Raw genomic sequence first — 19267 nt, forward strand, 5'->3', positions numbered from 1 at the left:
AGCGCTTTCTGGTTTGTCTACTCCTCGGTCTTTCATGGCAAGAGAGAACAACTGGAGATCTATCGCCACTTTCGCTCGGTGGCATTCGACTCCATCGACCATTTTTATCAAGCCTTTTTCCAACTTGCCGCCCAACACTATCCGTTCTGCCAGAGCCACCTGCACTCTTTGTCGGCCAAAACCTATTTGGCCGAATTTGATTTTTATAGCGAAAACGACCGCATCTTCCGCTATTTGCGTGACGAAATCCTGTCGGCAGAGCACTATGAACAGCTCATGTCTCTGTTGATGCAGCAGCATGAATATGCTCCAGAAAAGGCAGCCAGGCAGCTTTGGATGCACAACGACCATCTGCTCTCTCTGCAACAACAAGGGCACCTGATTGGTCTGCACTCCTATTCCCATCCCACCCGCCTGGGTAGGCTGCCATATAATAAGCAATATCAGGAATATAAAGATAATTTTGACCACTTGCACCATCTGCTCGGGGTGCCGCCCCGCACTATGGCCCACCCCTGCAACTCCTACAACGAGGAGACGTTACACATTCTGCAGGAGATGGGCATCCAGTTGGGTTTTCGTTCCAATCGAACCGCTCTGGCACAACGCAGCTTTCTGGAGTGGCCCAGAGAAGATCATATCCATCTGCTGCCCCCCGCGGCAGACCCCTCTCGCACTTAAAGGATTGAGATCATGGCATTGCGTTTTCGTTGGATCGCCATCGAAACCACCACCCACTGCAACAGTCACTGCACGGTCTGCCCGCATGGCACCCTGTTTCAGCACCCCCTCACCACCATGAGTGAGGCGCTGTTTAGCAAAATCTTACGCGAAATTGCAGAAGAACATACCGTCGATGAACATATCCGTTTTGGCGGCATGGGGGATCCCAGTTGCGATAACCAACTGTTGGAACGACTGCGCTTTATGCAAAAAGAGACCGCGCATCTGAGCCCGCATGTCGCCAGCAACATGGCCTCCTGGAAAAAACGCTATACAGAAGCAGTCATCCAGGAACAGCTTTTGCCAGCCATGCGCTTTTCTCTGTTGGGACTCAGCCCGGAAAGGAGCATGCGTGCCTACCAACGGGCTGAACAGGGTGAGCAGGCACGCCGTGCCATCGACTATTTCTTGGAGTATAACAGCCGCTCGTCGCAACCGGTACGTACCGAGCTCTATACCCTGCTGATGCCCGATGATCAGGGCGAGGTAGCCCACATCAAAGAGGTGTTCTGGGATCGAGTCGATGCTTTTGAGGTATGGCGTCCACATAGCTGGTCCAATCTGTTTCCCCAATTGCGCCCCACACAAAATGAACGGCGCCAATGCAGCAAATTGCTGCAACCGGAACCGGTGATCTGCGTCAATGGCGATGTCTGTCCCTGCAGTATGGATGTCAATCGCCAGTTGGCCTTTGGCAATGTGGGTGAACAGAGTTTGCAGGAGATCTATCAGGGCGCCGCCTGGCAGCGCCTGGTTGCTCTCAATGCGCAAGGGTTGATTGAAACCTTACCCACCTGCCACGGCTGCACCTTTTTGAATGCCGATGGCAGCGGGGTCTTGATCGAGCATAAATGACATGAACATACTGGTATTGGGTGGAAGTGGCTTTCTTTCGGGACGTTTTGTTCAGCATGCCCTGGCGGCAGGACATCAATTGATCTGTGTCACCCGTGGCCAAAAGCCTTTGGATCCGCGCATCTCCCAACATATCTCTCTGCCCAGAGAAGAGATTCCCTACAATCTTCCCGACACCATCGCCTATCAGGTGGTCGTCGATTTTATCGGCATGAATCCAGAACAGTTGCAGCAAACAATCGCCTTGGCCAGAAAATGCCAACGTCTGATTATGATCAGCAGCGATTATGCCTATCATCCCGCCCATCGTCCGCTCTTTCTGCGTGAGGAGCAGGCCCGCTTCAGCGATTTGCCCGATTATGGTGGCGCCAAACGCCAAGCCGAAGAGCGTATCCTGCATGCCCAAAACAATGGCATGGTGCAGGCGATTATCCTGCGCCCACCCCATATCTATGGACCGGGCAGTTGGCCCGGCACCATTCCCAAGCATGGTCGCCGCGCCACACTGCTGGAAGAGATACAAAGCGGCAAACCTTTACAACTTTTGGGAGGAGGCTTGGGCCTGATTCAACCGATCCATGTGGATGATCTGGCACGGATCATTGTCGCTTTGCTCGATAACGAACGGGCCTATGGTGAAGATTTTACCGCCTGCGGTCCCGATCTGCTCAGTCATCTGGATTATTATCGCACTATTGCCGAACTGCTCGAACAGCCGCTTTCTGTCACGCCCTATTGCCCGGAGGGCCCCGCCCCGGATGTCAATGCCTATGTCGGTGGCCATCGCTGCTATGATCGCAGCAAATTGGCGCGTCTGCTGCCTGAATTTACCTATACTCCATTCCGTCTGGGTATGGCCGAATGGGTCAGACACTTAATCGCCACCTCCTCCTCGCAACAGAGAGTGAAAACGTGAGCGAGCAAACCCTCTATCTCAGAGAACAATTGGCGGCATCCATTCGCCTCCACCAGGCCGGACAGTTGCCAGAAGCCATCGCGCTGTACCAACTTCTGTTGCAACAGTTTCCCGGCCATCCGCGCATTTTACACCCCTACGGACTGGCCTGTCAGGAGGCCGGAGATCTGCGCTCTGCTACCAACCTGCTCAGTCAAGCGGCCATACGGGATCCCGACAATCCGGACATCCTCTTGTCCTTGGGTGTCCTGCTGAAAAATCGGCAAATGAGTCGTGCAGCTCTGGAACGCTTTCGTGACTTCCAACAGCGTTGCCCCAACCATCCAGAGGCCCATTTTTATCTGGGAGATACCTTAATGGATCTGGGAGAGGCGGAAGCCGCCATTCCCCCCTTCCGCAACGCCATCCAACTGCGTCCGCATTTTCAAGAAGCCTGGATCAATCTTGGTCTCTGCCTGAAGGCCAGCGGCCAACTGGAGGAGGCCAGACACTGTTTTGAACAGGTAGTCACCCACTATCCGCAACTGATTGCCGGACACATCAATTTGGCACTTACCGCCCTGTTGATGGAGGATTATCATACCGGATGGCGAGAATATGAATGGCGTCTGCAAGCCAGCGGAGAGCAGGCTTGCCTGCACAAACCGAAGATTCTTTTGCACAATCCTGGCATACCGCGCTGGCTGGGCTCGCCATTGCACGGACAGACCATTTTGGTTCTGGCTGAACAGGGTTTTGGTGATACCCTGCAGTTTGTCCGCTATCTGCCGATGCTCAAAGCGATGGGCGCACGGATTCTCTTGACCTGCCAATCGGCGCTGCTGCCCCTGTTGCGCAATATGGATTGTATCGACTCTCTCAGCACCCCAGAACAGTTCCAATGCCAGGAAACCATCGACTGCTACTCGCCACTGCTCTCTTTGCCGTTGGCCCTGCATACCCAAGCAGAGAATATTCCCGCCTCTGTTCCCTATCTATGGGCCGATCCCCAGTTACAACAGAGTTGGCAACAACGACTCAGCGCGCTAAAAAATCGCCGTATTGGCCTGGTTTGGCAAGGCAAACCTCTGCATCAAAATGATCCCTTGCGCCGTCGCTCCTGTCCCTGGGAAGCCTTGGCCCCTTTGGCTGCGCTGCCTGATATAAGCTGGATCAGCCTGCAAAAAGATCCCAATCGCCAGACTCCTCTCCCACCCCATCCCGGCATGTCGTTGCTGGATCTGAACAATGCGCTCACCGATTTTGCACAAACAGCGGCCATCGTCAGCCAATTGGATCTGTTGATCACCATCGATACTGCCGTGGCCCATTTGGCAGGTGCACTGGGAAAACCAGTCTGGTTGCTATTACCTTTGGCACCCGATTGGCGCTGGTCGCAAAACCCAACCTCTACCCCTTGGTATCCCGGCATGCGCATGTTCCGACAGCAAATCGCCAACGATTGGCATGCTCCCATCCAACAGATGGTCGCGCAACTGCAGAAAGATTCCTCTTTAGCGGATTGCATTCTCGTTAATTAATTGCATTTTTTTCCAAAACAGGTTATAGGCCTGAATAGGTATTTTCTCTCCTCACCACCCGGCATGCGAATATGGACCAGCCGCTGTGCATTTTGATTATCGATGATAATCCCGTAGAGCGGGCTTTGCTCTCCGGCTTGCTCAAAAAAATTCGGCACTGGACAATCTCTTGCGTCCAGTGTGCCAGCGGTCATGACGCCTTGGGACTGCTCTGCACCACCATGCCGCATATCATCTTCATCGATTATCGCCTGGATGGTGAAACCGGCATCGATGTCATCCACCGCTTGCGTGCCGCCGGTTGCCATGCCGGTTTTATTCTCTTTACCGGAACCATCGGCGAAGAGGCGATGCTGGAGGCTCTGCGTGCCGGTGCCGATGACTATCTGCACAAAACCGATCTCAATCTGGAATCTGTCAGCCGCGCCATCCACTATTCCCTGGAAAAACGCCGCAACGCCGAAGCACTGACCGAGGCCATGCAGGCTCTGCGTACCGCCCACGACGAATTGGAAAATCGTGTACGGGCGCGTACTGCGCAACTGCAAGAGACACAAGAAAAACTCGACATCATCACCTCTGCTGCCCACGATCCCATCATCCTGCTCGACCAGGAGGGGCGCGTCATCTTCTGGAATCCTGCCGCCACCCATACCTTCGGTTATACCCCGGAGGAGATGTTGGGCAAGGAGGTCTTTTCTCTGCTCCCTCCTTCGGATTTCAAAAAAAGGATTCTCGCCTCTTTTCAATCCTTTCGGCAAACCGGACAGGGCACCATGGTTGGTCATGTCAGCGAATTTACGGTCCGCCGCAAAAATGGTGATACCTTTCCCGTCTCCGCCTCCATCTCGCCGATTCGCCGCCCTGAAGGGTGGCATACCGTGGTCATTGCCAGAGATGTCACCAAAAAACAGCAAACCGAACTGGCTCTGCGTCGCGCCAAGGAGGAGGCTGAACAGGCTACCCGTCTCAAAGATCAATTTGTGTCGCTGGTTGCCCACGATCTGCGTGGACCATTCACCACCATCATGGGCTTTCTGGAGTTGATGGACAGCGACAAGAAAGATCCACTCAGCAAACGACAAAAGGGCTTTATCCGCTGGATGGTCGATAGTTGTCAAAAAATGCTGCAGATGATCGATGAGTTGCTCAATATCGGACGACTGAAGACAGGTAAAATCACCCCCAAACCACGCTTTCTCAATGCCCATTTTCTGGTGGAAACCATTATCGAACAGTTTACGCCCACCGCTGCACAAAAAACCATTCGTCTGGAAAATGGTGTCAGCACCCAATGCCGACTCTATGTGGATCCCGATCTGTTTGGCGAAGTGTTGCGCAACCTGTTCTCCAATGCCATTAAATTTTGTCGCCCCGGAGGCTGGGTCCGCATCAGCAGCCTGGAGGGAACACCTGTAACCTTGGCTGTCAAGGATAATGGGGTCGGCATCTCCAAAAAACGCCAAGGAAAAATATTTTGTCTGGAAGAGAAGAGCTCCACAATCGGGACCGCAGGAGAACATGGAACCGGTTTTGGTTTACCATTCAGCCTGGAGTTGATGAAGGCACACGGGGGCACCCTGACTGTGGAGTCCAAAGAGGAGGAAGGGAGTACTTTTTATGCCTATTTGCCCGAAGTGACTCCGCAAATTCTGGTTGTCGATGATGATCCAGACTTTCGCCAACTGCTGCGTCTGCGCTTAAGCATGGAAAGAACAAACGTCGTCGAAACCGACAGTGGCTTGACCGCGCTGCATCTGGTGGCTGCACAAACCTTTCACCTGATCATTGCCGATGTGCAGATGCCTGGGATGAACGGCTTTGAACTGTTACGCGAACTGCGCAACAAACCAGAAAGCCGCGAGATTCCCATCATCCTAGTCACCGGCGACGATTCGATCACCACCAGGGAAAAAGCCTTTCAACTGGGAGCAAACGATTTTATCACCAAACCTTTTGACTATGCCAACTTTCTGCCACGGGTACGGCGTTTCCTGGGATAAACCAACCGCGCAGCACAGCATTCCATCCACTCCGAGCTTGTGAATAAATCTACTGTGCAGCCCATGGGCGGCGTTGCAGGCTCATTCGCTCCTCGCCAAGCTGCTTGATATGTCTCGTTGCTCATTCGCATGCGCCTTGCCCATGTGCTTGCTCACGACCATTTTTCACAAGCTCTCCGCAAAACCGTGCCCCTGCCGCTTTTCACTCAGTGGGCATCCCGTACCGGCCAATACATGTTTTTATCGCTCTTGAGATCATTGCCGATATAAACCGTGGCCAAAAAGATCAACCAGGCCAGTTTGGAATCCTCTTCATTGACCGTGCCGGACCAATAAAAATCGTTGTTCAAAGCGACAAATTTGCCACTCTTGCGCCAATCCACCAAAATCCCCAACTCTCTTTTTGTCGGCAAGCGCCAATTCCCCGCTGCCGAACCATCAGTCAAACCACACTTGCCACTGGCCAAACGACCAACCTCCGCCATCGCTTCATCCCAGGTCATTTTTTGCAAACAGTTACCATCCGCCAAGGCAACCAATTTTGATTTATGATCGGTAATTGTGCCATTGTTGTTGTTGGTATAACGCTCTCCTGCCTGCAGGAAGCCCCCCCCCAGCAAAGAACACAACCCAATCACAACTGCACCCTTCCACCATCCCGCTCTGTTGTTCATCGCAACCCTCACGCCTGTCAATATCGCCTTACCGGACCAGATTGACCACCATTTCCGACCCCACCAACACCGTATGCAAACCATCGACCGATTTATGCACACTATAGCTCTCATTGCCAAGGATTATCTGACCGTTGGCATCCACAGGATGGGAGATACCCTCCACCAAGACCGCACTACCACCTCCCAAAAGAGTCTCCATCGCCGCCTGCACCTGCAACGTATCACCTGCATCACCTTTGATCAGCAACGGCACTCCCTCATCCATCCACTCTGGCCAAGCACTCATCAGCAGAGTGGTGTGACCATTCCCACGCACATCCACTGTATCCACCCCTGCCAAGGCGCGATTGTGCAACAAGGCGGTCACATCCAATGCAGCGGCAAAATCCAGCAATTGCAACGATGCCCCCTCTCGCTGCATCGCGATACCCTGCCAATGGATCTGCTCTGGCTGGCTCCCCACTCCGGAATCTGTTGGTTGCTGTGCCTGCTCCGACTCAGCACCTGCCAGCGCAAAATCAAACTGAACCTCTGCCATGGTAGCGCTATGACCATCAGCAAAGTGGACCGTGGCAAAACCGGTGACCTGATTGCCGTTGATGGTTAACGGTTCCGACTCTGCAAAGGCCAGTCCAATAGAGGCTATGCCCAGTTGCTTGAGAGTGAACAACTCTGCAGGAACAGAGTGGGCATCGCTACCCGCATCCACCCACAGTTGCAAGGAGTGAAACAGGCTATCCTGATCATCAATCTGGCCATCATGGTTTGCATCGGCACGCTGCAATACCGCCATACTGGAAAGAGCCTCAGCGACAGCATAATTTGAAACAACCTCAGCCATGTCGTCGATGCGGCCATTGCCATCACGATCCCACACCAGCAGGGCGTTGCCTTGACCAAACCAACCGACAGGATCGGCAACAGCATCGCCATTGACATCAAAACGGCTTCCAGCATTCCAAGCGGTCAAATGCAATCCCGTGCCCTGCAAATCCACCAACAAGGGATCGTTTTGGCAAAAGGTAACCGCCAGCGCAACCTGCAGCTCCGCATCTCCCTTGCTATAATGATGATAACTGCCAGAGATGCCGAGATCACTCCAACCGGTTCCCGCCCGTACACTATCTCCGGCATCCCCTTCGATAAGCACTGTATTGGTTGTTTCAGAAAGGTTCAGCAGCGCCAGATCGTTCAACAGCAGGGTATTGGCGCCACCACCGGTCAAATCAATGCGCTCAATAGAGACTATTTTGCCCGCCAACGCCGGCAAAGCAAGGGTCATGCCCGCACCTGTCAACGCCAAGGTATCATTACCAGCGCCACCATCCACTTTCTGGAATTGCAGATCACTGACCTCCAAGCGATCGTCGCCCGCACCACCAACCAACACATCTGCCCCACCGCCACCGTGCAGCGTATCCTGCCCCACACCGGCAACCAGACGATCTGCAGATGTCGTGCCTTGCAAGGTATCATTAGCGCTGCTGCCCAGAAGGGTCACGCTGCCACTCCAGTTGCTGCCAAAAATCAGATAAGCGGCGCCGTCGCCACTGCCACTGCTGCCAACCAATAGATCTGCAAAGCCATCGCCATCCACATCTCCGGCGGCACTCACCGCAACGCCCGTCCAACTCAAAGCGCTGGGACCATCGAGACGAAAGCCGTCGTTGCTTGTCAGATTAGTCAAATTTAATAAAGAATTAAACCCACCAGCATGTCCATAAATCACATAACACGAACCTGCCTCGTTACCGTTCGTGCTCCCCCAGGGTGCCCCCAATAACAGATCACCATAACCATCGCCATTGACATCACCGGCGGCACTGACCGACATCCCAAAACCGCTGCCCAATACGGGGCTGCCTTGCACACGAAAACCATTATTCCCGTTCAAGCTATTCAGATCGACAAGCGATTGCCCATCGGCAGCATGGCCAAAGAGAACATAGCCATATCCAGTACGCAAAGAGTTGAGAGAATCAAGGGTATAGGCACCGATCATCAGATCCGCCAAACCATCGCCGTTGACATCACCAGCAGAGGCAACAGAGAGCAATTTGCTGCTGGCTGCACCGGTCAAACGAAAACCATTCAACCCATCCAACGTGGAGAGATTCATGGAAGAGGCATAGGCTCCTGCATGGCCAAACACCACATAAGCGGCTCCAGAATAAAGCACACCTGCCGGATCGGCATCCGCAGCGCCGATAATCAGGTCGCTGAAACCATCCCCATTAAAATCGCCCAAAGAGCTGACTGCCACCCCCGCATAGCTTTTGACACCTCGTCCATCCATGCGAAAACCACTGTTGCCATCCAGGGTAGACAATGCAATGACAGAAGAAAACCCTGAACTCTTGCCAAACACAACATATGCGGCACCGGATAATTGGACACCATTGGGAGAGGCCAACCAACTGCCGATCAACAGATCATCCAGACCATCGCCATTCATATCGCCCGCTGAACTGACCGAATTACCCGCCTGCGCCGAAGGGGCTGGCCCATCCAGACGAAAACCGTTTACACCAGTCAAACTGCTCAGTTGCAATACCGGGGTAAAACCACCCGCAGTGCCAAAAACCACATAACTGGATCCAGCAGCAAGATGGGCATCCGGGGCACCAATAATCAGATCGGCCAAACCATCGCCATTGACATCGCCCGCCCCACTGACCGCACGGCCTGCGCCATCATAACTGGCCGCACCATCCAGACGAAAACCATTATTGCCTGTCAAAGTCGCCAGCGCACTCTGTGCGGGAAAGCCATTCGCATGGCCAAAAAGCAGATAACTGCTGCCATTATCGAGCCTGGCAGCATGATCCGCCCGATAGGCGCCCAGCAGCAGATCAGCAAAACCATCGCCATTAAAATCGCCTATTGCACTGACATCCGCACCCGCCCGATCGTTGTTGCTCTCCCCTGCCAAGCGCGTAGCCGCATAACCATCTGTGGCAGTCAAGGAGAGCGCCAATGGCGCTGTTGCAACTGCTGCAATGGTTTTCACTGGCCCAACAATCTCTTCCAGGATACCTAATTGATCGGTATAGGAGTAGAGCACACGCACCTGTTTGCCCAGCAGCGCAGCAGTGGGAAAAAATTGCGCTGCTTGCGCACCAGCGATATCCTGCCAGTTTACTCCATTATCTGCCGACCATTGCCATTGATAACTGACCGATAAAGTGGCAGGACCATCGGCATCCTGCAACAGATGACTGGCTGTTAACACACCATTATTGTTGATGGTCACCGCCACAGAGCCATCAGGCAGATGATCCATGACCCCGTTGCTGTCCAACTTGATCAAGAGAGCATGGGTCGCTGCATTTCTCTCCTGCCACAATTGGCCCGCCCCTGGATCCAGGTCAGCCCCACCGGTCAGCGCGCCGCTCACATAGATGTTACCGGCAGAATCAACCGTAATACCACCCGCATACTCTTCACCCACCCCCCCCAACGCCCGCACCCATAGCGGATGACCACTGCTGTCCAATTTGGTAACAAACAGATCGACACTCCCCTGTTCACTGTTGACAGTGAATGAATCAAATGTCGCCGTACCGGCAAAAACGCTGGTCAAATAGAGTGCGCCACTGCTGTCCCTGGCCATCGCCAGCCAATCCCCCAACCCCTGGACATTATATTCGCGATGCCAAAGCAGATTGCCTGCCGTATCTAGGTTGGCTAACAACAATCTCTCCCCTGTCATCCCCCCAGCCCAATAGATGCTACCCGCACTATCCACCGCCAGCGCCGCACTCCAGAGATTGCCGACCCCAGAAATGCTTGTTGCCACAGCGTCCAAACTTTGATACCAGTGGTTGCCCGTTGGGGTGATGCGTTCAATGAAGGGCACCATCCGGCCTAGACTGCTCGCATAGTGATCCCCCGCCATAATGACATTGCCCGCACTGTCGCTCACCACCGCCTGCAACTTGTCGGGAGGCAAACTGCCTGATGGCGTGCCATCGGTAGTCAACACATACTGCTGCACAACAGTACCATTGGCAGTGGACAGGGTATTGACTTGCACATTGCTGCCAGTCACTCCCATGCCATTTAACAGCTCACCCCAGCCAATCTGCAAACCAGCACTGCTGCTGCCGATGATCACACCACCCTCATCAGCACTGCCTCCAAACTGTTTTGCCCAGAGCAAATGACCAGCAAGATCCCATTTTTCTATAAAAAAATCGGTTCCACCAGCACTGGTCAAGCTGCCGGCTGAACCAATATCCAGAGTACCGGTAAAATCTCCAGCAATATAAAGATAGCGGGTCGTCACCCCAGAAACGGTCTCATTCAGCAAACGAACCTGATTGACTTCCACCATGCCGCCACTGTGCGCTGCAACAGCCTGCACCCAACCGGCAACCCCGGCACTACTCCACTGCTGGATAAAACCAGCCTGCTCACCCGCTGCTGTGGATAACCATACCGGTGTGGACACCGAGCCATAGTAACCGCCAACCACATAAACTTTCCCCGCAGCGCTATCTACCGCAATATCACTGCCCCAGGAACCATGCGACAAATCGGTGGCCAAACCACTATGCAAGCGTGCCCAACCCAAAACAGTTGGTACATTCGGTGGCGTCGTCGCGGGAGGCTGGGTCACAGGCGGAGCGGTGAGCGGTGGCACGGTCAATGGAGGCAGTGAGGGAGGCAGTGTAGCCGATGAAAGGGGGGAGTTGCCTGGCGGTACAGGCTCAGAGAAAGGAGAAAACACTGCGGAGAGCGGATGAGCAGACGGCGAAGCTCCAGAATTTTGGCCAGGAAGATTGGCTCCTGACTCCATTGTTTTAGGATTCAACAAATAATGCTCGCTTAACAGCGGCTGACCGGGAAGCTCCTCTCCTGGCAAAGCGCGGAGATCATTGCCTGCAGCTCCCGGTTTGTTTGGCTCCCCTGCTTCTGTCGGAGCCGCTTTGCCAGCGGGATTGGTGGCAGGAGCGCCTTTGGCACTCTCTTCTCCACCTCCTTGCCGACCCTTGTCTGCAGCCACTTTGCCATCAAGCGGGGCTGCCTCTTTTCCATCCCCTTTGCCCTCACCACTCCGCTCCCGATGGCCATCAGGCTTGCGATCCGGCAACACAGGAGGCAATTGATTGGAAAAGTGTTGCAACAGGGTGCTGGGAGCGGCAAAGGGTTGACGCGGCATGCTGTCCATGGTGACCACCGTGGCCATACCCGGCTGCAACAGGGTCACCATCCCCTGTCCCTGGGCATTGGCAATCTCCAAAACCCCTGCCGTATGCAATACCGTGGTCTGCCCATCCTCCCCCACATCCACTTGCAACTCACTGCCACGCACCCCGATTTGAGCTGTTGGCGTTTTCAACAGAGTATGGCGACTGGTGTGCTGGCGTGCCAAATCACCGCTGCTATACTTGAAAAGGCCACGGGTTACCGTAGCCTCAAAATAGCCTTCTCCCGCTTGTGGATTATAACGATATTGATTGAGAAGCAGATGGGTCGATTCTCCCAATTGCAACTGGGTCTGGTCTAAAAAAAGCAGCTTGATTTGACCTCCTGGCCCGCTTTTGAGGAGATCTTCAGCGAAAATGGGGTCACCCTTAATCAAGCTTCGGCTTGTTCCCGCACGATTGCGTACAGTCACCTCGCCACTGATCTCTTGCACATGGGCAATTGGAGTTCCTGGCTCAACCACCATTGCTGGTCCAGCCACCACACCCCCAGCCGGTGCAAATGGCGATGCCAGCCCATCAAGCAGCAGTTCAACCGTTTCCGGCAAAAGAAAACGACCCTCGACAGTAGCCAAAATGGCCGGTCGTGGCGTAGAAAAATAGTCCTGAACCGTGTGACGTTCGCCGTTTGGCCCCAGCAAAAGCAGATCCTGTCCATCACGATACAATCTGCTGTGCAATAACAGATCATTGCTCGGCACGAAGAGCAGATCTGCATCCCTGTCCAGATCCCAATCCAACTGTAACGCCAGTGCGTCACTGCTCTTGAATAGGGAGCGCCAATCCGCAATGAATGGATTGCTCATACCAATACCCCGACTGTGCCGATTTTTTTCCTTTCTTGCTCACAGAGCCATTGTATGCCGAGAAAATACACCGATACAACGCTATTTCAACATCCCCCACAGTCAAGGTGCTGTTTTTTCAGCCAGCAAACCCCACTTATCCTGACGACAGCAGCAATCCCTACTCCTCCATGACCAACGCTTGCAAATCTCCCCCTTGGCTCAGATAGTTTACCACCCACTGCGGCCGACGCCCGCGCCCGGACCAGGTCTGTGTATTATCTGCAGGATTGCGATAGCGGGGAAAGGTTTTGATCCCTTTGTCGCTGCGTACCCGTCGCGCCTTTTGCACCGCCAGCACCTCATCCAAAGAGGTAAAGCCAGCATTGCTCACCAGCGTCATCATCTGCTCATACAACTCTTTACGCAAATTGTGTTGCCGCCTGTTGATCAATGATTCAACCTCCACATTGAAAGCCATCAAATCTTCTAATGACATGTCACTGATAGCCGATACAACATCTTTTTCTTCGGCCTTTGTTTCTTTTGCCATATTTGCTCCTTTTGCAATTCAGCAACCTCACTTGCATGATAGCGTTTGACTGCGCCTTTAAGTAGCTGTTTGATGATAGTCAAATACAAATTTGATAAAGGTCAAATCTTATAGCGCAGTCAATAATGATTTGCAAGAAAAATCAAGCTGTCTCAGAGCAACAGCTCACAAAACAAAGGGATCCCAACAGATTCAAGGCCATTTTGGCAAAGCCGCCAATGGTTCTGAATGGATTCAGCCTCATTTTGTTGCAGGAGATGGTGATAAAAATTGACTGGTTCCTGGTTTTTTTTCGCGTAATACATTTTCCAACGAGACCTGAGAGTAGGCTTGCAGGCGATAGATCGCCCAACCATGCAACACCCGTTTGACATACTCTCTGGTTTCAGAAAAAGGAATCTTTTCAATGAACAGGATCGGATCCTCTTTTTCACGACTGGCACGCCAGGAGAGCGCACGGCCAGGTCCAGCATTGTACGCCGCAACAGCCAACAATAGATCACCATCAAACAGCTTTAACATACGCGCCAAATAGGATTGACCAACCGCTAAATTATAGGCAGGCCACTGCAATAAATGGCGTGTTGCAGTCGGCAATCCCATGCGGTTGCTCTCCTCTACAGCAGTTGCTGGCATCAATTGCATTAAACCATATGCTTTAGTAGCGGACTCGGAATGGCGCTGAAATAAACTTTCCTGTCTGGTCGTTGACCAAACCAAAGCCGGTTCCAATTCCCAACCACGCAAAGGCTGCCAATCCGGTTGCGGATAAAGAGCGCTAAAGATAACCTGCCCCTCCTTGCGCACCGATGCTGCCAACTGTACCGCCAAATCGGCCGCTCCCAACTCCTTGGCCAAACAGATTTGATCGTTTTGACTCAAATGCAGACGACTGGCTAATTTACGAATTTCCGCTCCGTTGTGATGACTCCTTCCCAGCGCCTGCAACTGGCGCGGCGTCGCCAATTTGGCTTCCAGTTCTGCACCCCAACGGGAAGGACATTGCAAAGGATCAGCCGGTAACAGCGACAATCTACCAGCCAACTGCTCTTGCGCCAACAAACCGTAAAAGCTCTCTGGATAGCGCGCAGCAATAGACAACCACTTGTTTTTTTCCGTCTTATTGGCACTGAGGCGCGCCGCCCAATACCCCCCCTGGGCCCGTTGCGCAGAAGATGTGGACTCCATGGCCAGCTTGCCAAACCAGGATAATGCCTGTTGCCGATTACCCTGTTGCAAGCTGTGCCAGGCTCCCAACCATAAAGAATCTGGAGCCTTGCCACCCGCTTCTACAATATTGGCACGCAGCAGGGAGAGCGCCATGACCACTTCCCGTTCGTTGATCAACTCTTTGGCCAATTGATAACGATACAAATAGCGCGTTTTTGGCGTCAATTTGCTGCTTTTTTTCTCCAGTATAAAACGTATAAACTGCTTGCGCGGCAGAGTGCGCCGTAGATATTTGGCCTGCGCATCCCAAATCTCCTCATTGTCGGCTTCATTGGCTGGCAACTGCGCCAAATGGCTCTCAAAGGCCGGCAAACCATGCAGCGCCGCATCCACGGTACGAAAATAGTTTTGCCGAGCCGTCGGCAACTGGGCAAAGATCCGATCATAGGCTTCCTGAGGACCAGAGTGCAGCAACTTGCGCAGCCGTACCTCTTTCTCCGCCAGAGTCAACTGCTCCTCCAACGGCTTGCACAAGCGCTCCAGATCCTCTGGAAAAGCGACACCATCCAAATAAAGCGCTTTCCAAATCGGCAAACCATCCGCCAAGCGTTTGCGCTCTCCCAGCAAACGCAAATAGCGCTGCTTTGCCTCTACTGTTTTTGGCTTAAAACGGTCATAAAAAGCCAATGTCTCCTCATTTTCACCCTCCTTGGTCAGACGCGATTCCAATAATGCCTGTACCCGATCTGCCTGGGCATGCTCCGGCCAACGTTGCAAAAAAGCCTGCAGGCGCTCCGTTGTCGCCTTGTAACGGGGATGAAAAAGCAGTTCCCACTCCAGATAGGAGACCAGACCATCATCATGAGGCCAATTATTGCGCTCCAAAAATTCATCCAGAGCCCCACCTTGATCCAAAATCCGAAACAGCTCCTGCGCCCGCGCATCGACAGCAACCGCAGCAGCCAGGTGCGGCCAAAATGCAAACAACAAACCGGGTATAAGAATCGTGCACCATTTTTTCAGCACAACAGGCAACCGCATCTCCAACTCCCAAACGGACAGACAGCACCCACAATCGATAGCCAACAGGTAACCATTCACCACCCAAAACTATTGCGGGTCCAGGGAGGGCACCTCCCTGGCCGGGTCCAGGGATGGAATCCCTGGGATTTTGCTTTTAATCTTTTGCCTTTGGCGCGCTTTTCAAACTAAGCCGACGCGCTCTTTGCGTCGGCTTAAGCGCCTAATGGAAGCAAGCTGTGGGCATAGGCGCGCATTTTTTGCGCCAATGCCCACAGCATCCCCATGGGGCCAGAGCTGGCGAGCCAGAACGAACCTGAATAGTTACGCCAACAGATCAACCAAACTGGAGCATCTGTTATCCGGCATCGCTGCGCGCAAACAAAGCATCGACAAACTGATCCGGTTCAAACGGTTTCAAATCCCCAACTCCCTCCCCCACGCCGATAAAACGAATCGGGATCCGAAATTGTTCGCTGATGCCTACAACCACCCCCCCTTTGGCCGTTCCATCCAGTTTGGTAATGATCAAACCGGTCAGACCCAAAGCTTCGTGAAAATGTTTCACCTGATGGATGGCATTCTGGCCGGTCGTCGCATCCAAGACCAACCAGACATCATGCGGAGCCTGCGCCTCCTGCCGAGCCAAGACCCGCTGGATTTTTTTCAACTCCTCCATCAAGTTGACTTTGGTATGTAAACGGCCTGCCGTATCGGCAAGCAACAGATCCATATGTCGCGCTTTGGCCGCAGAAAAGGCATCATGCACAACCGAAGCGGAATCGGCATTTTGTCCCTGGGCGATTACTGGACAACGCACCCGCTCACCCCATTTTTCCAATTGCGCAACCGCCGCCGCACGAAAAGTATCTCCAGCAGCCAAAATAACTTTGCGTCCCTCGCCGTGAAAATGGGCCGCCAACTTGCCAATCGTGGTTGTCTTGCCCACGCCATTGACCCCCACCACCAAAATCACATGCGGCTTTTTCTCCGCCAAGTGCCAGGGCTGTCGTGAAGCATCAAAGCGTTCCCAGATAACATCCTTCAAGATTTCCCGAAATTGACTGGCCTCCTCGCGGCGGGCAGAGCGACTGCGCGACTGCGCTTCTGCCAAAATGCGACTGGCTGTTTCCAAACCAAAGTCGGAGGTGATCAATAATGCCTCCAACTCCTCAATCAACTCGGCATCCACCTTCCGGCCCGTCAACAAAGCATCCAACTGGTTGGTAAATGCTTTACGGGTCTTGCTCAACCCCTCTCGCAACCGTGCAAAAAAAGACATCGCTCACAATCCTGTCCGTTGCTGTTTCAAGACCGATATTAGGCTCACTCCATATACTTGCCAGCACAGCCTCCATCCACTAGCGGAGTGTTCGTGCATCATGACCTGTCAGAGTATCAAGTACCAGGAAATTTATCCTTAATTGCCTATCGGCAACAAAATTGCCCCTCCCTCCTTGCCTGCACCTGCCCTCCCCTTGTACAAGGCGGTAAAAAAGGGGTATAACCCCCGCACACACTCTTTCCCTCGCCAATGACCGCTTGCGCAATGGCCCAATCATGACTACCCCCACCTCCTCCGTTACGGATCGCGAAGCGCTGCCCGAAATGGAAACCTTGTTCGATCCCAGCAACCCACAACAACCCTTTCCCACCACACCCATTCACTTTATCTGGTTTTTTCTCAGTCGGCGCTTTCCCCTGCAAGCCCTGTCGATGGTCAGCATCGCCTCTCTGTCCATAGCCCTGATGGGGTATGAACCTCCTGCCATGCGCCAATTGATCGATACCATGGCCGACTACCATCCCGGACAATCTTCCGAACAGATCTGGTACTGGTTCAAGGTAGTCGGTGCTCTCTGGCTTGGTTCTGCCCTATGCAACCGCGCCTATCAAGCTGTTGAAACCTTTACCGCTCCGCGTTTTCGTTTTCTGGTGCAAAACACCCTGTTTGCCTATTTGCTCCACCACTCTCCCTACTATTTTCAAGAAAATTTTTCCGGCAAATTAGGACAAAAAATCAAACAGACCGGAAACAGTTGCCTGACCCTGATTAATATCCTCCTGCATGACACCGTGCGCATCTTTACCATCATGATTCAAGGCACCCTCCTGCTTTGGCCAGGTTCGCCAACCATGGCCATGGTCATGATTGCCTGGGCGGTCACCTTTCTCAGCATCTCTGCCCTTTTTGTCAAACGCAGTCAATCCCTTTCGCACACCTTTGCCAATGAATCCTCCGCCTCCATGGGCCATATGATCGACAGTATCAGCAATATTGAACTGGTACGGGCCTTCGCTGGTTATCTGTTTGAACGTCGGGTGATCGGTGATCGTCTGATGCGGGAGAGAAAAGCCTCAGTACGGGTACGCGGCTATTTTACCCTGCTCCACCTGCTGCTCTACTCCACAACTCTGCTGAGCCAATTGGCTCTCATTGCCATGGCCATCCAGCAGGTCGTCAACGGTACCATGACCATCGGCGATTTTATGCTGGTCTTCTCTCTCTCCACCATCGTCTTTATCAATGTTTGGGGGCTGTCACAGCGTCTGCTGGAGTTTTATGAACAACTTGGCATTGTGGCTGACGCCCTGGAAATGATCAGTCAACCCTACGAAATCGTCAACCATCCCCAGGCAACTCCTTTGCACATCCAAGGAGGTGCCATCGCAATCCATAATCTCACCTTTCGCTATCGGGATGGCCATACCGTTTTGCAACATTTCAACCTCAACATCCAGCCTGGCGAAAAAATTGGCTTGGTCGGTCCCTCTGGCGCCGGAAAAAGCACCTTTATCAAACTGCTGCGTCGCCAATATCTCCCTCAGGAAGGCAGCATCTGTATCGACGGACAAGATATTGCCAGAGTCACTTTGCAATCCCTGAATCAGGCCATTGCCGAAGTGCCACAACAGCCAGGCATGTTCCACCGCAGCATCGGTGACAATATCCGCTATGCCCGTCAAGATGCCACTGCAGAACAGATACAACAGGTCGCGGAATTGGCCCACTGCAGCGAATTTATTCAACGTCGTGCTCTGGGCTTTGAGACAATCGTTGGCGAACAAGGGGTCCGCCTCTCTGGTGGTGAAAAACAGCGCGTGGCCATCGCTCGCGCTTTCCTGAAAGATGCCCCGATCCTGATTCTGGACGAAGCAACCTCCTCTCTGGATTCGCAAACCGAACACTTTATCCAATCCACCCTCTGGCAGTTGATGCGCGGTCGCACAGTAATTGCTATCGCCCATCGCCTCTCTACCATCACCAGCATGGACCGGATCCTCTATCTGGAAAAAGGTCGCATTGTGGAACAGGGCAGTCACGAACAGTTGTTGGCCATCAACGGCCATTATGCCCGACTCTGGGAACGACAATCGGGTGGATTTCTCAATGCCTGATAGCCAATTGCCATGACACAGGCACTCCCTGAGCTGCATCGTTGACTCCTGGTGCTACCCTTGATTACCCTCGCGCCGCCTGCGCCTTGCCCTTCTCCTCGGTGACTTTGATCAGCAGTGCCAGCATGGGTGCATTTCACCCTTTGCTCGTCTGCACCTTGTCCTCCGCTGCTTGAACCCGATGGCAACTTGCCATCACAACCACGGGCACAACTCTTTGCCCAGCAAAAAAGAAGGCTGCCCGATTATCTCTCAGGCAGCCCCCTGTTTACCCATTTACCACTGTCAGGCGCAGTGTCCCATCTGCCTGCTGACACACGCGAGACGATCCCTCCTCAAGAGCAGGGCAATCGCATTTGAAAATCAGAAAACTATTATGGAGGTCCAGGAGGAGATTATCTCCTCCTGGTGGGTGCAGGGCAAAGCCCTGCTGGTA

Annotated in this window: 11 protein-coding genes; 6 read left to right on the forward strand and 5 right to left on the reverse strand. The window is 53.2% G+C overall.

The features are described 5' to 3' along the window. From EJP87_RS05720 to EJP87_RS05740, 5 genes are all read left to right on the forward strand, one after another. The coding region (locus EJP87_RS05720; protein WP_130470902.1) for a polysaccharide deacetylase family protein at positions 1 to 681 on the forward strand (681 nt) is incomplete at its 5' end. Positions 682 to 693: 12 nt separating this feature from the next. Next, the gene (locus EJP87_RS05725; RefSeq protein WP_130470903.1) at positions 694 to 1578 is read left to right on the forward strand and encodes a radical SAM/SPASM domain-containing protein; all 885 of its coding nucleotides are present in this window, start codon (positions 694 to 696) and stop codon (positions 1576 to 1578) included. A 1-nt stretch (position 1579) separates the two neighbouring features. Continuing rightward, positions 1580 to 2494, forward strand: coding sequence for an NAD-dependent epimerase/dehydratase family protein (locus tag EJP87_RS05730; protein WP_130470904.1), 915 nt, complete (start codon positions 1580 to 1582; stop codon positions 2492 to 2494). Beyond that, the gene (locus EJP87_RS05735; protein ID WP_193771166.1) at positions 2491 to 4014 is read left to right on the forward strand and encodes a tetratricopeptide repeat protein; all 1524 of its coding nucleotides are present in this window, start codon (positions 2491 to 2493) and stop codon (positions 4012 to 4014) included. The genes EJP87_RS05730 and EJP87_RS05735 overlap by 4 nt, the downstream gene beginning before the upstream one ends. 71 nt (positions 4015 to 4085) lie before the next feature. Then, positions 4086 to 6017, forward strand: a complete 1932-nt coding sequence (locus tag EJP87_RS05740) for a response regulator (RefSeq protein WP_130470906.1) — start codon at positions 4086 to 4088, stop codon at positions 6015 to 6017. 206 nt (positions 6018 to 6223) lie between these two features. Here the strand turns inward: EJP87_RS05740 and EJP87_RS05745 are convergent, their stop codons facing one another. The 5 genes from EJP87_RS05745 to ftsY form a co-directional block, all read right to left on the reverse strand. Further along, the gene (locus tag EJP87_RS05745) at positions 6224 to 6691 is read right to left on the reverse strand and encodes an Lcl C-terminal domain-containing protein (protein ID WP_193771167.1); all 468 of its coding nucleotides are present in this window, start codon (positions 6689 to 6691) and stop codon (positions 6224 to 6226) included. A gap of 28 nt (positions 6692 to 6719) precedes the next feature. Further along, positions 6720 to 12710 carry a FecR domain-containing protein gene (locus EJP87_RS05750; RefSeq protein WP_130470908.1) on the reverse strand — a complete coding sequence of 1997 codons (5991 nt, stop codon included), beginning with the start codon at positions 12708 to 12710 and terminating at the stop codon, positions 6720 to 6722. Between the two features lie 160 nt (positions 12711 to 12870). Next, positions 12871 to 13242: an H-NS histone family protein gene (locus tag EJP87_RS05755; protein WP_130470909.1), complete on the reverse strand. Its 372-nt coding sequence runs from the start codon at positions 13240 to 13242 to the stop codon at positions 12871 to 12873. Between the two features lie 240 nt (positions 13243 to 13482). After that, a complete protein-coding gene (locus EJP87_RS05760; RefSeq protein WP_130470910.1) occupies positions 13483 to 15453 on the reverse strand; it encodes a lytic transglycosylase domain-containing protein in 1971 nt (656 codons plus the stop codon). A 337-nt stretch (positions 15454 to 15790) separates the two neighbouring features. Further along, entirely contained in the window at positions 15791 to 16714 is a 924-nt protein-coding gene (gene ftsY, locus EJP87_RS05765) for a signal recognition particle-docking protein FtsY (protein ID WP_130470911.1), read from the reverse strand. A 278-nt stretch (positions 16715 to 16992) separates the two neighbouring features. On the opposite strand from ftsY, the gene EJP87_RS05770 reads away from it, so the two are divergent. Beyond that, a complete protein-coding gene (locus EJP87_RS05770; RefSeq protein ID WP_130470912.1) occupies positions 16993 to 18831 on the forward strand; it encodes an ABC transporter ATP-binding protein in 1839 nt (612 codons plus the stop codon). The last annotated feature ends 436 nt before the right edge of the window (positions 18832 to 19267 follow it).

Source organism: Candidatus Magnetaquicoccus inordinatus, assembly GCF_004217665.1.
GTDB classification, from domain to species: Bacteria; Pseudomonadota; Magnetococcia; order Magnetococcales; family Magnetaquicoccaceae; genus Magnetaquicoccus; species Magnetaquicoccus inordinatus.

What these genes read in the sequence shown, in the direction of transcription:
- ftsY (WP_130470911.1), bottom strand. Translation starts at nt 16,714, where the DNA reads ATGTCTTTTTTTGCACGGTTGCGAGAGGGGTTGAGCAAGACCCGTAAA.
- EJP87_RS05760 (WP_130470910.1), bottom strand. Translation starts at nt 15,453, where the DNA reads ATGCGGTTGCCTGTTGTGCTGAAAAAATGGTGCACGATTCTTATACCC.
- EJP87_RS05770 (WP_130470912.1), top strand. Translation starts at nt 16,993, where the DNA reads ATGACTACCCCCACCTCCTCCGTTACGGATCGCGAAGCGCTGCCCGAA.
- EJP87_RS05750 (WP_130470908.1), bottom strand. Translation starts at nt 12,710, where the DNA reads ATGAGCAATCCATTCATTGCGGATTGGCGCTCCCTATTCAAGAGCAGT.
- EJP87_RS05725 (WP_130470903.1), top strand. Translation starts at nt 694, where the DNA reads ATGGCATTGCGTTTTCGTTGGATCGCCATCGAAACCACCACCCACTGC.
- EJP87_RS05755 (WP_130470909.1), bottom strand. Translation starts at nt 13,242, where the DNA reads ATGGCAAAAGAAACAAAGGCCGAAGAAAAAGATGTTGTATCGGCTATC.
- EJP87_RS05730 (WP_130470904.1), top strand. Translation starts at nt 1,580, where the DNA reads ATGAACATACTGGTATTGGGTGGAAGTGGCTTTCTTTCGGGACGTTTT.
- EJP87_RS05745 (WP_193771167.1), bottom strand. Translation starts at nt 6,691, where the DNA reads ATGAACAACAGAGCGGGATGGTGGAAGGGTGCAGTTGTGATTGGGTTG.
- EJP87_RS05740 (WP_130470906.1), top strand. Translation starts at nt 4,086, where the DNA reads ATGGACCAGCCGCTGTGCATTTTGATTATCGATGATAATCCCGTAGAG.